This window comes from Providencia sp. PROV201 (genome assembly GCF_028479545.1).
Classification (GTDB): domain Bacteria; phylum Pseudomonadota; class Gammaproteobacteria; order Enterobacterales; family Enterobacteriaceae; genus Providencia; species Providencia huaxiensis.
Map to the genome: position 1 here is coordinate 42,440 of NZ_JAMPNW010000027.1, position 17,487 is coordinate 59,926.

The following is a 17,487-nucleotide window of genomic DNA, read 5'->3' on the forward strand; positions in this document are numbered from 1 at the left end:
TTTAAATAGATATTTGGATTCGTCATTTCCCATGTTGACGGTTTTGCCTACTTAAACGTAATTGTTGGTAGGCTTTTTTTTATTGAACTTGACAAGTAAAAGCGGAATAGGATTCATCTTTGATAATATAAATATTGTCTTCCATTTTAGTAATGTTGACATAATATTTTATTTTATCTTCTTCTAATTGAATAAAGTTAGAAAATAATTTCTCTGGTATATTATCTGAATTGGTTACAGATGATGAAGTAAAGGTGACGGCATAGTTACCTTTATGGTCAACATCTTGATAATCAAAGTAAAGAGCTCTATCTAGTCGGTAAATCTGACTATTATCTTTTAAGTAACCATACATATTCATTCGCCCTTGTTGGCCTGCAGAAAGTTGAACATTAACTTTTGATTTTAAACTCAGGCCATCTTGAGTATTATTATCTTTAATCCATAATATTTCGGAATGGCAAATTTGGACATCATGGCTACTTTTTTTGATCATCAGTGATGCAGTTGATGCAGTTGCAATTAAAAACAGTGAAGTTAAAATATATTTTTTCATTTAAATCCTCTGATCATTGATTGAGATACAATCAAATTTTTTATTGATTTCTTTGCAAATACTAATAGATATGTTTTTGTCGATAGAGTAGGATTTATTTAAATCCGATAAAAGAATAATTCTTTTTGGCTCATCACATGGGATGTTGTATTTATTCAGCTTTTTATTTACGGTAGCAATATTATCGCTGGAAATTTTACCGACCATATCAACCGGTGTTTGTATTACACAGTTTTCATTTGTACTTACAGTCAGATAATTATTGATTGGATTTGGATTATCCATTGGGTGCTGAATAAATAAATAGATTAAATAACATATTGTAAACGTTGAAATAGCTAGGAATAATATCTTTAAGGGTTTTTTACCACTTTTTTCTATTACCTCATCCTTCCGGTGTTGAAGCGATAAGGCTTCATTAATATCCATATTATAAATATGGTTATTTTTCGTTTCATCAATAGGGGATGATGGTTCATCAATAGGGGATGATGGTTCATCAATAGTAGTGATGAGCGGGGGCTGGGTCGTTAATTGGCTATCAATTGGCTGAGGGAAATATTCTAGGTTTTCAATATAATCATATTTATCATTGAGATAAATAACATCTTCCTTCACATTACTATCTTCAGTTTCTATATTTTCATGTATAGATATATGATTATCGAGTCGAAAGCCTTTTTTAGGTACGGTAACGATCGATTTAGGGTCGATACCAATTTGTTCAAGTTTTTTTCTTATTTCACTAATATAAGTATTTAAATTATTATTAGAACCAACCAGCCCATATTCCTCCCATACACTAGTTAAGAGTTCATCTCGCGTTGCAATTCCTTTTTTTAAATTTAATAAAATGATTTCATTGAATAACCTTGCCGCAGGCTTAGATAATTCAATATTTTGATTTCGATCATATTTTAGGTATATTAAACTTGTTTTCTGCTCGAAAATATATTTTTCATCAATAGTATAATCATGCATTTCGATCATAAATACTGTTTGCTCTCTCTAATTAAAATGACTAATAGGAAATTTAAATTAAGGGAATTAATTTTGGATAAAGTATGTTGTTTTGACTTTTATTATTATGCTTATAGTCTAAATACGGAATCAATTAACTGCAAGTATTGTGAGGTGAGCTTTTTTGTAATGAATTAGCAAATTTATTGAATTGACAGCTTAAATGTTATTAAAAACTATTTAATGGTATATTTAAAGCCTTAAAGGTGGTGAGTTAATCACATTTGTAGTTAAAAAGATATAATAATCTATATAAATTAACTCATGTAGAAATACATTTTTTTATAGGAAATATCTTAAGTGTTATTACTTAATTATTTCAATGTTAACTAATTTAAGTCTATATAATAAATATTAGGCAAAGAACTTAATTCTCTGCCTAATATATTAATGATTAATATTTATATTCAATACCTAGCCAATAGTTACGGCCTTCTTCAATATAGCCATTAGTATATTCATATGATTTATCGAATAAGTTGTTCACTGAGGTGTTAACAGAAATACCTTGGCCAAAATCATAATCTAAGCGCAGGTCAGTTTTAGCATAGCCACGTACTTTGCTATCGGTATCAACATAGTTGAAGGCCCAACTTCTGGCTTCTTCTGTTACTGTGATACTGAATGGCTCATAAGGGGTAAATTTCACCCAAGCAAAGGCTTTGTGAGTCGGTAATTCGGTGACGTGTTTTACACTGTAATGTTTTGGATCCGCATGAATATAGCCGTAGCTTAAACCGGCTTCCATCCAATCCGTAATTTGACCCGTGGTGCCTAAATCAATGCCAAAGTAATCGACTTTTCCGCTATTACGATTTTCGAGTATATAGCCTCCATTCTTATTCGTGCCAACACGATGCGCCATAATGGCATCAGAGACATGGTTATAATAGAGACTTGAAGTATATGACCAAGTGGGTGAGATATGTCCCTTGTAAGTCAAATCATAGGTAAGTGCCCGTTCTGTATCGATATGTGGGTTAATGACGAAAGTGTCGTCACTTTTCATTTTTTCTTTGGTATAGCGCTCTTTTTGCGTTGGGAAACGACTTCTTTCTGATATCGAGAATTGTACTGTATCTTCATTTTCTAAGTGGTAGCGAGCCATCACTTCCCAGTTGAAGGCATGTTGGCTGTTACCATCGTATTTCTCAAAATCCCCTGATTTATAGTCATAGCGTTTGCCGTCAGCACTCTTGCGCCAGTCATAGCCGATACCCCCGATAATATCAAGGTTATCCATGGCAACCCATTGATATTCTGTAGCAATAGAATAGGTATTGTCTTTATAACGGTCGAATGGGACATCTCTTTTTGCACGCGCACGGTGAACATCTTCTTTCCAGTGGGCAGCAAATGACAGCATATCTAATTCACGCACGGTGAAGTCAACACGCATATCAGCCCCGTTGCTGTAGTCGTCATAACGGCTGTAGTTATAGATACCTTTTTCATAATCTTTGATAGACTTATATTGATGAAGGGTATTCTTAAATGTGTCGTGGTACAGACGGCTCTGTAACGCGATATCATTGGTTATTTGGGTTGTGCCATTGAAATAAAAACTTTCTTTGTCATAAGCCGGCCATTGCCATATTTGAGGCTTGGTATTTGTCACACTCGGGGGGCTATTTTTATCTCCATCTTGTTTGAGATAGGTAATGACATATTCGTCGGCTTCACGAGGTGTCCAGCCCACTTTCACCATCATGCGCTTGTCGTCAGTAGCTGAATTCGGGCGACGGCCATTATTTCCTGCTAATGGATTGTTATTTTCAGACCCCGGTATTCCCATAAAACGTTGTTTATATTGGCTGCCACTCACTTGGATAAAGCCTAGATCATTACGTCCACCTAAGCGCGCACTGATATTGTGGGCATTATCGGCACCGCGAGCAAAACCTTGATTCAAACTAATATTGGCTTCAAAGGGTTTTTTAGGCGTGGCGGTGGTTAGGTTAATAGCTCCGCCCATTAGGTTTGGGCCTTGTAATAGAGAGGTATAGCCAGTCGATAACTCAACACTGGCCAGCTCGCTAGTCATAAAGCGCCCGAGGTCTAATGTGCCGTCGTAAGGTACGTAGGTTGGAATACCATCAAAGAAAATAGGCACTTGGCGGCTATCAAAACCACGTACATTGACTTGGGTTTCATTGCGGTTACCTGACTTTTGAATGGAAACTCCTGGCATTGTGCTCAGCGCCTGTGCGACGTTGGTTTTATTCAACTGTTTCATTTGACTCTCTGTGATGATGTTTGCATCAGCCGCAAGCGGGGTACTCCAAACGGACATCACATCGGTATTTTTTTCGGTGTTAGGTGAGGCGGCGTATCCTTGTGATGTGAATAAAGCCATCCCGACTAAATAGGTAATTTGTTTTATTTTCATTATCTCTTTCCAGTTTCATAAATAACGATATATTATTTTTTATATAATGATGTGCGTCATTAACCATAAGTGGATGCAGCCTACGGGGTAGGCTGTTTTTGCAAATGGTTTTTTTTGACGCTAACTTCTTTGGTTACTGCTTAAAAATCTTCACTTTGATATCTCGTGGTGCTGCGTAGTAAGGGGCTGACGTAACCAATAATGGCACCCCTGTTTGTGCGAATGTTTCTATTGTTTTTAAATTAATTCCACCAGCAATGGATAGTCGACAAGGCCGGCTTTGTTGCTTGGCGAGTTCTTGTAGTCGCTGAATTTGCTCAATGGGCAATTTATCCAGCTGAATAATATCGGCTTGCGCATTGATGGCGAGAATGGCTTGCTCGTAGTCATCAGCCTCAACAATAATCATTTTTTCAGGAGCGGCTTGGCGTAGTGTTTTAATATGGCCCGCCCAATCATCTGGTTTTTCAAGACATTGGCGATGATTGGTGAACAGTAGGATACTTTCTGCACTGCCTGCACGATGAATAATAGCGCCCCCAGCCAAAATCGCAGTTAAGGCAAGGGGCTTTGTCTGTGGAATGGTTTTTCGGGTGCAAGCAAGCTGCCCATCCGGTTGATATTGACGCAAAATACTGACCATTTGCTGGGTGTAGTGACTTACACCTCCACACCATTCAAGCACGTTTTGCACCGCTTTCCAGCCTTGATGTAAGGCTTCAATAGGCCCAGTCGCACGAATTAAAATACTTTGTGGTTCAACCTGTTGGCCATCTTGGCAGTGGCACTCGCAAGTGATACCGAGTTTTTCTAACATGCGTCTGGCGATAGCTATTCCACTGACACAGCCGCCAAATTTGGATGCAAAGGTCATGACACCCAGTTGGGATTGTAGGCCAAGTGCCCGTGTAGTGAGGTCCCCATATTGGATGTCATCTAGCAGTAGTTGGTCGATCAATGCATCGGGCACGTAAATCATAACGTCAGTTCCGATTCATCTACCACATCCCAAGATACCATCGCCCAATCTCTGGAAGGATAAGGGACTGTTTTGCCTAAAGCGGTTTGTTCATCATAGTATTGACGTAAGACCGAGGTTTCTTCTGGCGTGATATTTTTAAGGGACCAATTGACACTATCAGCGAAAGCCTCAAAGCTATCAAATCCCCCTTTATTGGGGTTTTTAATGAAATCAACACGCGCATTAATACCCATTTGATGCAAAATATTCACTGCATAAATATAGGTAGGTAAACGAACAACTTCACGGCCTATTTTGCGAATTATTTTCTCATCAATAAATGTTGGGTTGACGGTATGGGTTGTGTACACCCGTAATTTTGTTTGGTTATTAAGTTTCAATAAAGCAGCTTTTAAATCATCAACCAGCGTTGAACGCGATGCCACAGAAATATCCACTTTTGGCAATGAACGCCAATCATCTTCCCATGCGAGCTGTTCAAAGCGTGCATGTGGGATAGCGAGCTCTTTAGCCCGTAGTTCAGCCATTTCGAGCATGCCACGGCTATAATCAATTCCAATCACATCTTTAAATTCATTCGCTAGGCAAAGGCTTATGGAACCGGGGCCGCAACCGACATCAAGTAAGGTTTCAGCACCTGTTAAATCCATTAGTTCACGAAACCGTACTAAGTATGGGTCATGAGGATTAGCACAGTTTTGTGCCATTTGTTGTGCTTTTTTATCCCAATGCTCTGGTTCTTTGCGGCTACGTTGTGCCTGTTGCATGTGCTGTTGGTACATTTTTGAAAAATCGATTTGATTGATTAACATGATCCCTGACCTTAACAAGAAAACGTTGATGGAAGCTGGAAGTGAGCTTGAATGCTGCGCTCATCCACATTATAAAGTGCTGCCAAGTTAGTAAGTGTTAACATACATTTGGATAACCCTTGCCTCGCTTTGTGGTGCTTATCAAGCAAAATGACGTTATCAGCGATAGCTGCGGCATGCTGTGGATGATGGGTTGACATCAATATCGTCATACCATGGGATTTAAGCTTTTCGATTTGCTCAAGTAAGCGAATTTGGTTACCAAAATCAAGGCTAGCGGCCGGCTCATCCATAATTAGAAGTAATGGTTTTTGTATTAAAGCCCTTGCTATCAATACTAATTGTTTCTCTCCGCCACTAAGTGTGCTGTATAGACGTGTTGCTAAGTGTGAAATGCCCAGATGCTTTAGTTGTTGATATGCTAAGTTTTTTTCGGCCTCTTTAGGGACTGAAAATATTGAAATATGGAGTGTTAAACCCATCATCACCATATCAAGTACAGTGAAAGTAAAGGGGGTATCATGGGCTTGGGGAACATAAGCGACAGTTTTGGCTATTTCACGGGGGTTAAGACCTTGAATGTCTTGCCCATTGAGTAGGATCTCACCTTTAATTGCGGGTAATAACCCCAGTAATGTTTTCATCAAGGTGGTTTTACCGCAGCCATTTGCGCCTAACAAGCAACTAATCTCCCCCTTAGGTAATGAAAGGTTAATACCATCAATGATGGCAGTGCCATGATAACCAATTGCGACCTTTTGCAAAGACAGAATGCTCATTTCACCCGCCTTGTCTGCAATAAGATAGCCAGAAAGAAGGGGGCGCCAATTGCGGAGGTTAAAATGCCTATTGGTAATTCAATTGCAGCAATAGTCCGTGCTAAGGTGTCAGTAACTAGCAATAAGATGGCACCAATTGCCAGTGATGCCGGGAGCTGATAGCGAAAGTTAGCACCCACTATCATTCTAGTGATGTGTGGAACAATTAACCCCACCCAACCAATAATTCCTGCGATTGACACCGCGCTTGCTGTAAGTAATGTGGCACAAACAATGAAAACAGCGCGGGTTAAACTGACATTGATCCCAAGGCTTTTGGCTTCTTCATCCGATAAGCTGAGTAAATTCATACGCCAGCGCAATAATAATAGTGGAATAATACCGATAATCATCAGCGGTAATACTGACACTAAGTCTGTTTGGGTAATCGATGACAATCCACCTAATAACCAAAAAGTGATGGAAGGCAACTGGGTGTAGGGGTCTGCAAGGATCTTCATTAAGGATATGGCGGAACCACATAACGCACTGATAGCGACACCGACAAGAACCAAAGATAAAATAGGGTCATGTTGCCGTGCTAGGCGGGCAATAAAACACACTAAAGTCACGGTAATTAGCCCACCAATAAATGCACTTAATTGAATGTAAAACAAAGATTGGCCGAAGAAAATACCAATGACAGCTCCCACGCCCGCACCAGCAGAAACACCTAAAATATCAGGCGAAACTAGTGGGTTACGAAACATTCCTTGGTAAGCTGCGCCTGCAATCGCTAGCCCTCCGCCAATAATAATAGCGGCTAATGTGCGTGGAAAGCGTATTTGCCAGAAAACGGTTTCATGGCGTGGGTTACTCAATTCACTGTGAGATGATAATTGGCTGGCAAATAGTCGATAAAGTTCATTAAGTGTAAGTGAGTACTTACCACTTGTTAACGCAATAACAAAGCTAATCAGTAATATGATGACCAATAAAAGGAATTTTCCCTTTTTGTTCAAAACATCATTCATGACTTTTCCATGAGCAAATCAATTTGCTGTGTCGTTAATGATGAATGGTAGAAACGAGTAAAAAACTCAGCAATATCATGTTTAATATTCATGGCAATGTTTTTATCAAAATGGCTTTGTAGCCGCCTCATTCCTAGTAGGCGGTTAACGCCTGGAGGCCCATCTAACCAACCAAATGGCATGCCACTAAATACAAGTAATTTGCGATTAGCAATAGCATCAAGCCCTTGCCATAATGCAGAACTTGTCATCAGTTCAATGGCTTCGTCATATTGCGTTATAATGATGTCAGGGTTCCATTGGTAGAGCTGCTCCATAGAAACCGTAGTAAGGCCATGAAAATTAGGGATATCCACTACATTGCGTAAGCCTAGCATTTCAATCGCTTCAGTATGAATTGAGCCTTTAGCGCCAGTTTCTAAACCTTTTGCCCCTCTCGCGAGGTAAAAACTCAGTGATTTCTGTTGGTTTTGATGAGCAAATAAGGCAGCATCATCAATATAGCGTTGAGCAAGTTGGCTCAATTGTTGTGCTTGTGGTAAAACCCCTAAGATTTCACCCAGTTGCATTAGTTGCTGCGGTGAGTCTTTTAGGCCACCTGCGATTAACAAATAAGGAACATGGGTTTGTTTGGCGACTTTTTCTGCTTGTGAGCGATAAGTTTCATCAATGTTTCCTGTGTCAATAATTAAGTCAGGGTTATAAGACAACAGTTGTTCAAGGGAAAGGGTACTACCACGGCCTGCCAAGCGGCCATAAACCGGTAATTCAAGCCATTGTGGTGCAAAAAGGCCCGTTTGCCCTTTTTTCAATGAAATAGAGGCGAAACCCACCATTTTTTCTGGGGCTAAGGCAAACATCAGTAAATCGGAAGGGGGCCCCGAGCTGATGACGCGATGAATATCCTTGGGTGTTGGGAGTTTACCGAATATCGCGGCTTCAACTTCTGGGCGAGTTTGTGCGAAGCTTGGTAAGCAGTAAAAAGCAGTGAGGACGGCACTGGATTTAAGAAACTGTCTACGATTGATAGCCATAGTCTAATTTCATCTATTCGTTATGATAATAATTATATAGCGCGAAAATTAGCGGAGTCATGATAGAGAGTCAACTACAAAAGTGGGTTGGTTAAGAAAAATCAACGTTTATGTGATGTAAATCAGTAACAAAGATTGCTATCTATTGATGGATAGCAGAACATTGTTATCGTTAACGAATTGAATATGACTTTGGACTTATGAAGAAAAGAAGACCTTCTTTGCAGGATGTTGCCGACCAAGTTGGCGTCACGAAAATGACGGTGAGTCGTTTTTTACGAAACCCAGAGCAGGTTTCAGAAGCTCTGCGTGATAAAATTGCTCAGGCGGTGGAGGCTTCCGGGTATATTCCGAATAAAGCTCCCGATATTTTATCGAATGCAACCAGCCATGCCATCGGGGTGTTGCTTCCTTCATTAACTAACCAAGTTTTCGCCGAAGTGATCCGTGGAATTGAAGCCGTGACAGACCGCCATGGCTACCAAACCATGCTCGCTCACTATGGCTATTTGCCCGAAAAAGAAGAGGAGCGGCTGACTTCGCTACTTTCTTATAATATTGATGGTGTGATTTTAGCTGAACGAACCCATACAGAGAGAACGCTGCGTATGCTTAAAACTGCGGGGATCCCTGTGGTTGAAATTATGGATAGCGTTTCTCCTTGCCTAGATATTGCAGTGGGTATTGATAACTTTGAAGCGTCCCGCCAAATGACTCGGGCAATGATTGAGCGCGGCTGCCGTAAGGTTGTGTATTTAGGCGCAAGGCATGATGAGCGTACTTTTATCCGCCTGAAAGGTTATGAGCAGGCCATGCTCGATGCCAATCTTGAACCACGTAATGTGATGACACAGGCTAGCTCATCGTATTCGTTAGGCGCTCAATTGTTGCACGATTGCCGTGATAAGTATCCAGATACTGACGGCTTATTTTGTACCAATGATGACTTAGCAATAGGGGCTATTTTTGAATGCCAACGTTTAGGTATTCAAATTCCACAAGATCTCGCTATTTCAGGTTTCCACGGCCATGATGTAGGGCAAGTGATGACGCCAAAACTGGCGAGTATTTTGACGCCAAGGGACCAAATGGGGCGTAAGGCGGCAGAAGTCTTGTTGGCGAGAATGTCTGGTAAGAAGCTAACGGATACGCATTTTGATGTGGGGTTTTCTGTCCTTACTGGCGAAAGTATCTAATTATTCCTCGTCATCCTTCGCGCTGTCGCGTTGTTGCCTGTACTCGCCAACCCTAGTCACATACTTATGTATGCTCCTAGGGCTTGACTCGCTTGGCGCCTAGCGACAACACGAATTATTTAGAGGAATGTTTTAAGACGAGCAATAAAGTTTAAATATACTTTTTGTTTTTTTGTTTTTTTGTTTTTTTGTTTTTTTGTCTTTTTGTCTTTTTGTCTTTTTGTCTTTTTGTCTTTTCGTCTTTTCGTCTTTTGTTTCTATATTGCATTGCGAGTTTTGCTTTGTTCTTCACCTGCCTATTCTGAAGTCAGATTGAGAGTATCATCACAGATCTGTTCTCTTCTTCACCAATTTGATTGCCAAATAAATCCGCACTGATGATAATGTTACCCGTAACTTGTTACCGGTAACAAATGCCGGTTTTTAACTAAAGCCAGGACAATAGTGAATATCTGAGGAGTTTCCTATGAATGATACCCAAAAACAAAACTATACATTTGTACTAATGGGGGTATCGGGTAGTGGTAAGTCTGCTGTTGCTACCGGTGTTGCACAGCAACTACAAGCTGCCTTCCTTGATGGTGACTTTCTTCACCCTAAATCAAATATTTTAAAAATGGCATCGGGTCACGCATTAAATGATGACGACCGTAAACCTTGGTTAGTCGCATTAAATAATGCCATTTTTGCAATGCAAAGAACCAATAAGGTATCGCTGGTGGTTAGCTCCGCACTGAAAAAAAGCTATCGCGATATCTTAAGAGAGGGGAACCATAACCTCTATTTTATTTACCTAAAAGGTGATGCGGTTGTTATTGAAGAGAGATTGAAAGCACGTAAAGGGCATTTCTTTAAGCCTGAAATGCTGAAATCGCAATTTGATGCTTTACAAGAACCTGGTGCGGATGAACCTGATGTGCAGGTTGTTGATATTCGACCATCCTTAGAGAACGTGATTGAAAATACGTGTTCTACTATTCGTAAGATTGTCGCTGGAGATAACTAATGAATACCCCAGAAACATTAAGCACGTTAACGCTCGTGCTAACGGCGGTTGGCTCTGTCGTTTTACTGCTCTTTTTAGTAATGTATGCTCGTTTACACGCATTTGTCGCGCTAATGATCGTTTCTATTGGTGCGGGTTTATTCTCCGGCATGCCAGTACAACAGATCACTGAAACCATGCAAAAAGGTATGGCGGGAACCTTAGGTTTCCTTGCTATTGTGGTGGCGCTTGGGGCAATGTTCGGTAAAATTTTACATGAAACAGGTGCGTTAGACCAAATAGCGAATAAGCTACTTAATCTGTTCGGTGAAAAGAATGCTCACTATGCAGTGGGTGTCGCAGGGTTGATTTGTGCGCTACCGCTTTTCTTTGATGTGGCTATTGTCTTGTTAATTGGCGTGGTGTTTGCGGTAGCGAACCGTACTGGCCATAACGTTGTCCGCCTTGCTATCCCTCTATTTGCTGGTGTTGCCGCCGCGGCAGCGTTCTTATTACCGGGACCAACACCGATGTTGGTTGCATCACAAATGGGCGCGGATTATGGCTGGATGATTTTAATTGGCCTGTGTGCTGCTATCCCTGGCATGATTTTGGCAGGCCCTTTATTTGGTAAATTTATCAGTAATTATGTTCATATTGATATCCCTGCGGATTATCAAGCGCCAAATACAGAACATGGCAAAATGCCAAGCTTTGGATTTAGCTTGTGTTTAGTGCTTTTCCCATTGGTATTAGTGGGTTTAAAAACAATCGGGACTCATTTAGTTGAAAAAGGAACCACTCTTGAGCATTGGTTAGAGTTTATCGGTCACCCTTTTACTGCCTTATTGTTAGCGTGTTTACTGGCGATTTATGGCCTAGGCTTCCGTTATGGTATGGATAAAGAAAAAGTCATGGCGATTTGTTCTGCTGCGATCCAACCTGCTGGGATCATTCTACTTGTGACCGGTGCTGGTGGCGTATTCAAACAAATTTTGGTGGACTCAGGTGTCGGTCCCGCGCTAGGTGACTCTTTAATTGGTGCAGGTTTACCTATTGCGGTTGCTTGTTTTGTACTAGCGGGTGCAGTACGTGTTATTCAAGGGTCAGCAACTGTTGCATGTTTAACTGCTGTAGGTTTAGTGTTACCTGTTATCAGTGAGTTAGGCTACTCAGGAGCACAACTGGCAGCATTAGCCGTTTGCATCTCTGGTGGTTCTTTGATTTTAAGCCATGTAAATGACTCTGGTTTCTGGTTGTATGGGAAATTTACTGGCGCGACAGAAGCGCAAACGCTAAAAACGTGGACGGTAATGGAAACTATCCTTGGTACGACAGGGGCAATTGTCGGCATGGTGTTCTTTATGTTCTTGTAATGTGCTTCATAAAAAGGTAATCAAAGCGCCCACAATCAAGTGGGCGTTTTTGTTTAGCTTAAGCTAATTTTAGGAATGATAATTTCATTGTGGGGTTGTGGGGCGTTAATGTGTTTAACATGGCCCGGTGATAGCGCAATATGCTTCGTAAAAAATGAGGTCAGCCCTAAGTCGTGAGTAGAAAAGAAAATAATTGATTTATCTAATTCAAACTCTTGTTTTATTAATTGTAAAAATGAGATCGCATCAGAGGTTGCCATAAATGATGTTGATTCGTCTAAGAATATCATTTCAGGTTGTTTTATCAGTGCAAGAACGAGCTGTAACTTTTGTTTTTCCCCTGTAGAGGCAGCGATGTCGGTGACGAGTGTGTCGTCTAAGGTTTCTTTGCTAATCAGTAAGGTTGGGCAACATAATTTGGTCAGGCGAACAATCGTATTGTTATCGAAAACACCGTAGAAATTAAAATTGTCACGTATGCTGCCATGAATAAATGTTGAAATACCATTATGGTAGGCAATTTTTTCTGTTAAAAAGGATTGGGAAATTTCATCAATTCCAATACTATTGATTGTAATATCCCCTGAAGAGTATTCCGAAGTCCCACATAATGCTTTCATTAAAGATGTCTTTCCTACCCCTGAAATACCAGTAATACCGATAACATCACCGGGTTTGGCTTCAATATTGAGCTGGTTAATAATGGTTTTACCATTAATATTAACGCTAAGATTTTTTGCACTAAAATGCTTTATCGAATCTGTTGCTATGCCATCTACTTTGAAATGGATAAGTGGATTGTTTTTTAGCTGATCAATACTGGATTTGATATGAAATAGATGTGTTTTCACCATAAATAAGCGATTAATTGCACTTGTAATTGCACCTGAAAGTCGGCCATTAATGATCATTACAGCGATAACGGAGGCCAAACTTAAACTCCCTTCACCAATAGCTAAATAGCTAGCCACGTACATGATAATCATGGATAGAAACGTATTTACTTTGATGATTTCCATCCAATGGTGGTTTGCCTCATTCAGTTTTAATTTTATTTTTTCATCTTCATTGGTTTTTGTACTGATGTACTGCTTAAAGTGGTTATCTCTGGCGAAATACAGCTCATGTTTTTTCTGTTCTAACGAGTAGTACATGGCTGATTTTTCATAGTTTAAGGTATTCGCTCGAAGCATATTTTTATAGGAAAGGAAGCGGACATGTAGACATAAAAAGATAAGCCCAGCGTAATAGCTCAATAGCAATAATGAATAAAAACCTAGCATGCCAAAAATACAAAATGAAAATAAAATGGCTAAACCGATATCATAAATAATTTGTGGTTTGATTTCCCATACCTGTAAAATCGATGCTTCGGCAGTTCTCACTTTAATCGAGGCACTTTTACAACTAGACTGCTTTAATAAATTAACAAAGTAACGATTAAAAATGCTGATGTTAAGCTTTGTTTTTTTTATATTCTGTTCATGAATAATGTGTTTAATAAAGAACTCTAAGCCAATAACAACAATGAAAATAAAACTAATATATAAGATTGAGCTTATGGACTCACTGTAAACTAATCGTGAGTTAAAAAGATTTGAATATAAAGGTAATAACAGTGCAAATACAATTAAAGGTAATGAAAATAAACTGGATTTTGGGGTTAACTTAATTAGTGATGTGTATATACTCTCTTCATTCAATGTGTTTTCACTCGCAGAGAATGAAAATAAGTTTTTACTTTCAATTAGTTGGTGCGTTATTGTGGTGTCAGTTGTGAGGTTGGTTAGCTGGCCCTTATGATTTTTAATGATAATGTACTTTCCATTTTCTATTTCCATAATGAAGAGAGCGGGCAGGTTTTTTTCACTAAAATCAGAAATGGAAACATATTGATAAGTGAAAAAATCATTATTAATAAATTCATTTATATTATTTAATATATATTTATTATCATACGATAGGGCGGGAGAGATAAATGACTCCCCTAATATCTTAAAATATTGGTTAATGACATCATGGAAACTACTTTCTTTCATTTTCTTCACTCTTCAGGAAGCAAGCGTTAACACCTTGATTATCTTCAATAGGTTTCAATGCTTTAATGTGTACATTAGGCGTGCTTTTCTTAATTAATACGGTGTTATAAATGGTGTAGGTCATTGCCACATCAAAAGAGATGTTATTTCCATAACTGCAATAGATATCAATAGATTTAACCTTTTCATGGTCAATGAATTTGATGGTGTCATGGCTAAATATTAATGACTTCATGATGTTCTTGCCATTGCCATTATTACTATCGGTATTTATAGATGCAGAAGCTTCAGTGTTGCTGTTATCAATTCCTATCAATGCTGCTTTACCTTTATTTTCTTCAGCGGCCATCGTACTTGATAACACATTTGCTAAAAGTACGGCCATAAGTAATGTCATGGTTGCTACAGCAGCAGATAATGCAGAAATAAAACCTAACATAGGTCACCAAACGTTAAATGTAATGTTATCGCTAATTAATGCGGTTAAATAATGAAGCACTGAAATCTCTTTACTCGAGATATAGAGCATCACCGGTAGGCCATCATGCTCTGGATGGAGCACAGTATTTTGTTCCGGTGTAATTTGTACGGAATAATAGCGCTCTTGGTTGGCTCGTTCCCTATCACTAAAGGAGTCAGCACTGATTTTTGTGACTTTTCCGTTAATGATTTTTTTAAATCCAGGGGAGTTCACCACAATTTTTGCTGGCAACTGTTGCGTTATAAAAGGACGATATTTCGCTAATACTTTACCTTCAATGACCCGTGTATTTTGCTGTTTTTTAATTACCATGACTAAATTTGAGGCTTCAACGTAAGAGCCTTTTTCTAAATCTTTTTCGATACTTAATACAACCCCATCTGCTGGCGATAGTACGCTATTTGCTCTTATTTTATTGCGAAGTAATTCCATCTGGCCGCTGTTTTCTAATTTCTCTTTTTTTAGCCGATTAAGTAGAGTTTCATTTTCTTGGATTTCACCGATAAGCCGTGCAGTATATTTCTTTTCTAGCAGTGAGATTTCTCGCAATAGCCCTTGAGCATTTAATTCACCTGATGTCATCAATGCGGTGGTACGGCTAATTTCAGCATTATTATTGAGTTTTTCAATTTCAGGAGCTCTTGCATTCTTTAATAATAAGTCCTTTTTTTTCAATATGTTAATCTGATTCTCTAATTCACTAGACTCTTTAACTTGTGAGATATATTTATCTCTTAAGTTGCTTATCTCCATGCGTAAGAGAACGTGACCATAAAGCTCTCTATAAGCACTTAACGTTTGACTCTGTAAGCCCTTTGCAAAGAAAAAATATTCAGATTCTGTACTTATGCTTCCATCAAGGATTTTATTTAATAGCTTTTTATTTTCTTCTAATTCATCAATGCGTTCATTAGCAAAAGTAACGAGGTTGGTTAAGGTTTTTTCTTGATGAAACGCATCTAGATTCGTATAGGAAAATAAAATCTGATCTTTCTCTACCTTATCGCCGGTTTTAATCGCGAATTGATTAATAAATCCAGATGCAGGACTTACTATTTCTAGCCGATTGGAGACCCCTGAGATGATACCCTCTCCAGGAGAGGATATTTCTATTTCAGCTAATAAAATATATCCGATGAACAATGATGTGATACCTAGGAATATTTTTAATTTTTTAGGGATTTGGTTCAGTTTATTTAGATAACGTTTCAATTTCAGCTAACTTCCCTGTTAATTGTATGTATTCCATTTTGTTTTTCATATCAGCAATCATTAGTTCAGCTATGCGCCTTTCCATTGTTAACATATCAAATAATGTGTTAACCATTTCATAGAAAGAAGACTGTGATATTTCATATTCCCTTTGTTGGCTCTTAACTATCGAACGCATGGTCTTACGTTGTGCATGTAACCCTGCAAGTTCAGTCGCATTTGAATTAGCAATTAATTTTAAATTTTTAATTTTAGCGGTTGATTCTTTATATTTATAATCAGCCTTTCCTTTTGTTGCTTCATACAGTTTTAGCTGAGATTTTTCATTCAGTATTTTATCAAGGTCAAAGATATTTAGTTTTACCTCCATTCCCATGTAAGACTCGTTACGACTTCGAACTTGGTCAACAAATCGTTCTTCGGCGATAACATTAACATTCAAGAATGGGTTTTGTTGATAAGCATTTTCCTTCATTGCATCAGCTTGCATGCGGAGCAAGTTATATTCGCTATTTTGTTGCGCGTTTTCACTATCAATAATAGTTTTTTGCAATTTTTTTAGTAAGTTTTTGGGAACCTGTACGCCTTTAGATGGAAAGGTGATCCCCGATAAAAGCTCAATATTTGACTTATATTGTTCAATTTCTTTTTCTATATTCTGTAGCTCTGTTTCAATCCTCTGCATCAATAAGGACGCTTGTTCAACGTCGCTGTATTTCGCTATACCACTTTTATAGCGGTGGGTAATAAGTTTGAAAATATTTTTAGCGTTTTTATTTAAATCATCTGTCGTTTTTGTTAACTCATTGAGATAATAGATGCCAATTAAGTTATTAGTTGTTGAGGTGTAAAGCTCTTCTTTTTCTTTGTTTAGTGAGAGCGTTGATATTTTTAATTTTAAATTTTTTTCGTTAAATTTATGAGTTAGCGTCGTATCATAGACTAATGAACTGGCAGTAATATTACTGCTGGTACTGCCATCATGGCTTTTTATTTTTCCTGATGCTGATATTTTTGGTAGATAATAATAGTTTGTTTGCTTTGCTCTGAGCTTTTCAGCTTCTAATTCTAATGACTTTATTTGAACCGGATTGGAATTTTCTAATACTCGGTTAATAAAGGCTTGGAAATTTTCTACATCTTGGCTAGCCAAGCTATAAGATGGTGATAATAGTGTTAATAAAAAACCAAAGGTGATGAGGCGCACGTTTTTTACTCCATTGATAGTAATGTTAATAATTTTTTTCTGCTCTCAATGGTGTTTTCTTTTAGCCATTGTGTAGTTTGATCTATTTTTAAAATTTCTTCTGATATTTTTTCATTTTCATTTCTTTTATTTATTTTTTCTTCTAATAAGTAGACCGCTAATTTTCTTTTCCAGTCGTCATCAGCTTCTCTTATTGATTGTAAAACTGCTAAGTGATCTTGTGCAGTGGTGGATAAGGCCTGAAGGTATGAAGAAATATCAGTCGCAAGTTCATTGCTTTCAGTCACGGAAACCATTTTTTGCGCTATACTGATATTTACTTCCTGTAATGAATTCAGGGTTTCTTGAATGTGATTAAGTTCTTCTGAGTCGTTTTTAGATAGTTGCTGTTTAGTTTTTTTATTTT

15 protein-coding genes and 1 pseudogene are annotated in these 17,487 nt (G+C 38.4%); 3 read left to right on the forward strand and 13 right to left on the reverse strand.

Annotated features, from left to right (window positions below; translation table 11 throughout):
• Window positions 1-79 precede the first annotated feature (79 nt).
• From PR809_RS17745 to PR809_RS17780, 8 genes are all read right to left on the reverse strand, one after another.
• Window positions 80-556, reverse strand: coding sequence for a FidL-like protein (locus PR809_RS17745; protein ID WP_102140232.1), 477 nt, complete (start codon window positions 554-556; stop codon window positions 80-82).
• Window positions 557-1,546, reverse strand: a complete 990-nt coding sequence (locus PR809_RS17750) for a winged helix-turn-helix domain-containing protein (protein WP_272524589.1) — start codon at window positions 1,544-1,546, stop codon at window positions 557-559.
• Between the two features lie 424 nt (window positions 1,547-1,970).
• On the reverse strand, window positions 1,971-3,965 hold the full coding sequence (locus PR809_RS17755) for a TonB-dependent receptor plug domain-containing protein (RefSeq protein WP_206276122.1): 1,995 nt from the start codon (window positions 3,963-3,965) through the stop codon (window positions 1,971-1,973).
• A 133-nt stretch (window positions 3,966-4,098) separates the two neighbouring features.
• Window positions 4,099-4,944 carry a ModD protein gene (gene modD / locus PR809_RS17760; protein ID WP_206276121.1) on the reverse strand — a complete coding sequence of 282 codons (846 nt, stop codon included), beginning with the start codon at window positions 4,942-4,944 and terminating at the stop codon, window positions 4,099-4,101.
• On the reverse strand, window positions 4,941-5,759 hold the full coding sequence (locus PR809_RS17765) for a class I SAM-dependent methyltransferase (RefSeq protein ID WP_206276120.1): 819 nt from the start codon (window positions 5,757-5,759) through the stop codon (window positions 4,941-4,943). Before PR809_RS17765 ends, modD begins: the two co-directional genes overlap by 4 nt.
• 11 nt (window positions 5,760-5,770) lie before the next feature.
• Entirely contained in the window at window positions 5,771-6,538 is a 768-nt protein-coding gene (locus PR809_RS17770; RefSeq protein ID WP_206276119.1) for an ABC transporter ATP-binding protein, read from the reverse strand.
• Window positions 6,535-7,551 carry a FecCD family ABC transporter permease gene (locus PR809_RS17775; protein ID WP_241098633.1) on the reverse strand — a complete coding sequence of 339 codons (1,017 nt, stop codon included), beginning with the start codon at window positions 7,549-7,551 and terminating at the stop codon, window positions 6,535-6,537. Before PR809_RS17775 ends, PR809_RS17770 begins: the two co-directional genes overlap by 4 nt.
• Window positions 7,548-8,585, reverse strand: coding sequence for an ABC transporter substrate-binding protein (locus tag PR809_RS17780; protein ID WP_102140238.1), 1,038 nt, complete (start codon window positions 8,583-8,585; stop codon window positions 7,548-7,550). Before PR809_RS17780 ends, PR809_RS17775 begins: the two co-directional genes overlap by 4 nt.
• Before the next feature lie 200 nt (window positions 8,586-8,785).
• Here PR809_RS17780 and gntR point away from each other — a divergent pair, with 200 nt between their 5' ends.
• The 3 genes from gntR (at window position 8,786) to gntU (ending at window position 12,142) form a co-directional block, all read left to right on the forward strand.
• Entirely contained in the window at window positions 8,786-9,781 is a 996-nt protein-coding gene (gene gntR / locus PR809_RS17785; protein ID WP_102140239.1) for a gluconate operon transcriptional repressor GntR, read from the forward strand.
• Between the two features lie 466 nt (window positions 9,782-10,247).
• Entirely contained in the window at window positions 10,248-10,787 is a 540-nt protein-coding gene (gntK, locus tag PR809_RS17790; protein WP_102140240.1) for a gluconokinase, read from the forward strand.
• Window positions 10,787-12,142 (forward strand): gluconate transporter, encoded by a 1,356-nt coding sequence (gntU, locus tag PR809_RS17795; RefSeq protein WP_102140241.1) that lies wholly within the window; start codon window positions 10,787-10,789, stop codon window positions 12,140-12,142. The genes gntK and gntU overlap by 1 nt, the downstream gene beginning before the upstream one ends.
• A 53-nt stretch (window positions 12,143-12,195) precedes the next feature.
• Here the strand turns inward: gntU and PR809_RS17800 are convergent, their stop codons facing one another.
• The 5 genes and pseudogenes from PR809_RS17800 to PR809_RS17820 all read right to left on the reverse strand — a co-directional run.
• Window positions 12,196-14,181 carry an ATP-binding cassette domain-containing protein gene (locus PR809_RS17800; protein WP_206276118.1) on the reverse strand — a complete coding sequence of 662 codons (1,986 nt, stop codon included), beginning with the start codon at window positions 14,179-14,181 and terminating at the stop codon, window positions 12,196-12,198.
• Window positions 14,168-14,620, reverse strand: coding sequence for a hypothetical protein (locus PR809_RS17805; RefSeq protein ID WP_206276117.1), 453 nt, complete (start codon window positions 14,618-14,620; stop codon window positions 14,168-14,170). Before PR809_RS17805 ends, PR809_RS17800 begins: the two co-directional genes overlap by 14 nt.
• 3 nt (window positions 14,621-14,623) lie before the next feature.
• Complete coding sequence (locus tag PR809_RS17810) at window positions 14,624-15,874, reverse strand: HlyD family efflux transporter periplasmic adaptor subunit (RefSeq protein ID WP_206276116.1); 1,251 nt, start codon at window positions 15,872-15,874, stop codon at window positions 14,624-14,626.
• On the reverse strand, window positions 15,855-17,027 hold the full coding sequence (locus tag PR809_RS17815) for a TolC family protein (RefSeq protein ID WP_229597516.1): 1,173 nt from the start codon (window positions 17,025-17,027) through the stop codon (window positions 15,855-15,857). The genes PR809_RS17810 and PR809_RS17815 overlap by 20 nt, the downstream gene beginning before the upstream one ends.
• Window positions 17,028-17,086: 59 nt before the next feature.
• Window positions 17,087-17,487, reverse strand: a pseudogene (locus tag PR809_RS17820) (hypothetical protein); the annotation flags it as partial.

Bases quoted from the DNA above. Each gene is read 5' to 3' on its own strand.
- PR809_RS17745 (WP_102140232.1), bottom strand. From the start codon at position 556: ATGAAAAAATATATTTTAACTTCACTGTTTTTAATTGCAACTGCATCA.
- PR809_RS17750 (WP_272524589.1), bottom strand. From the start codon at position 1,546: ATGATCGAAATGCATGATTATACTATTGATGAAAAATATATTTTCGAG.
- PR809_RS17755 (WP_206276122.1), bottom strand. From the start codon at position 3,965: ATGAAAATAAAACAAATTACCTATTTAGTCGGGATGGCTTTATTCACA.
- modD (WP_206276121.1), bottom strand. From the start codon at position 4,944: ATGATTTACGTGCCCGATGCATTGATCGACCAACTACTGCTAGATGAC.
- PR809_RS17765 (WP_206276120.1), bottom strand. From the start codon at position 5,759: ATGTTAATCAATCAAATCGATTTTTCAAAAATGTACCAACAGCACATG.
- PR809_RS17770 (WP_206276119.1), bottom strand. From the start codon at position 6,538: ATGAGCATTCTGTCTTTGCAAAAGGTCGCAATTGGTTATCATGGCACT.
- PR809_RS17775 (WP_241098633.1), bottom strand. From the start codon at position 7,551: ATGAATGATGTTTTGAACAAAAAGGGAAAATTCCTTTTATTGGTCATC.
- PR809_RS17780 (WP_102140238.1), bottom strand. From the start codon at position 8,585: ATGGCTATCAATCGTAGACAGTTTCTTAAATCCAGTGCCGTCCTCACT.
- gntR (WP_102140239.1), top strand. From the start codon at position 8,786: ATGAAGAAAAGAAGACCTTCTTTGCAGGATGTTGCCGACCAAGTTGGC.
- gntK (WP_102140240.1), top strand. From the start codon at position 10,248: ATGAATGATACCCAAAAACAAAACTATACATTTGTACTAATGGGGGTA.
- gntU (WP_102140241.1), top strand. From the start codon at position 10,787: ATGAATACCCCAGAAACATTAAGCACGTTAACGCTCGTGCTAACGGCG.
- PR809_RS17800 (WP_206276118.1), bottom strand. From the start codon at position 14,181: ATGAAAGAAAGTAGTTTCCATGATGTCATTAACCAATATTTTAAGATA.
- PR809_RS17805 (WP_206276117.1), bottom strand. From the start codon at position 14,620: ATGTTAGGTTTTATTTCTGCATTATCTGCTGCTGTAGCAACCATGACA.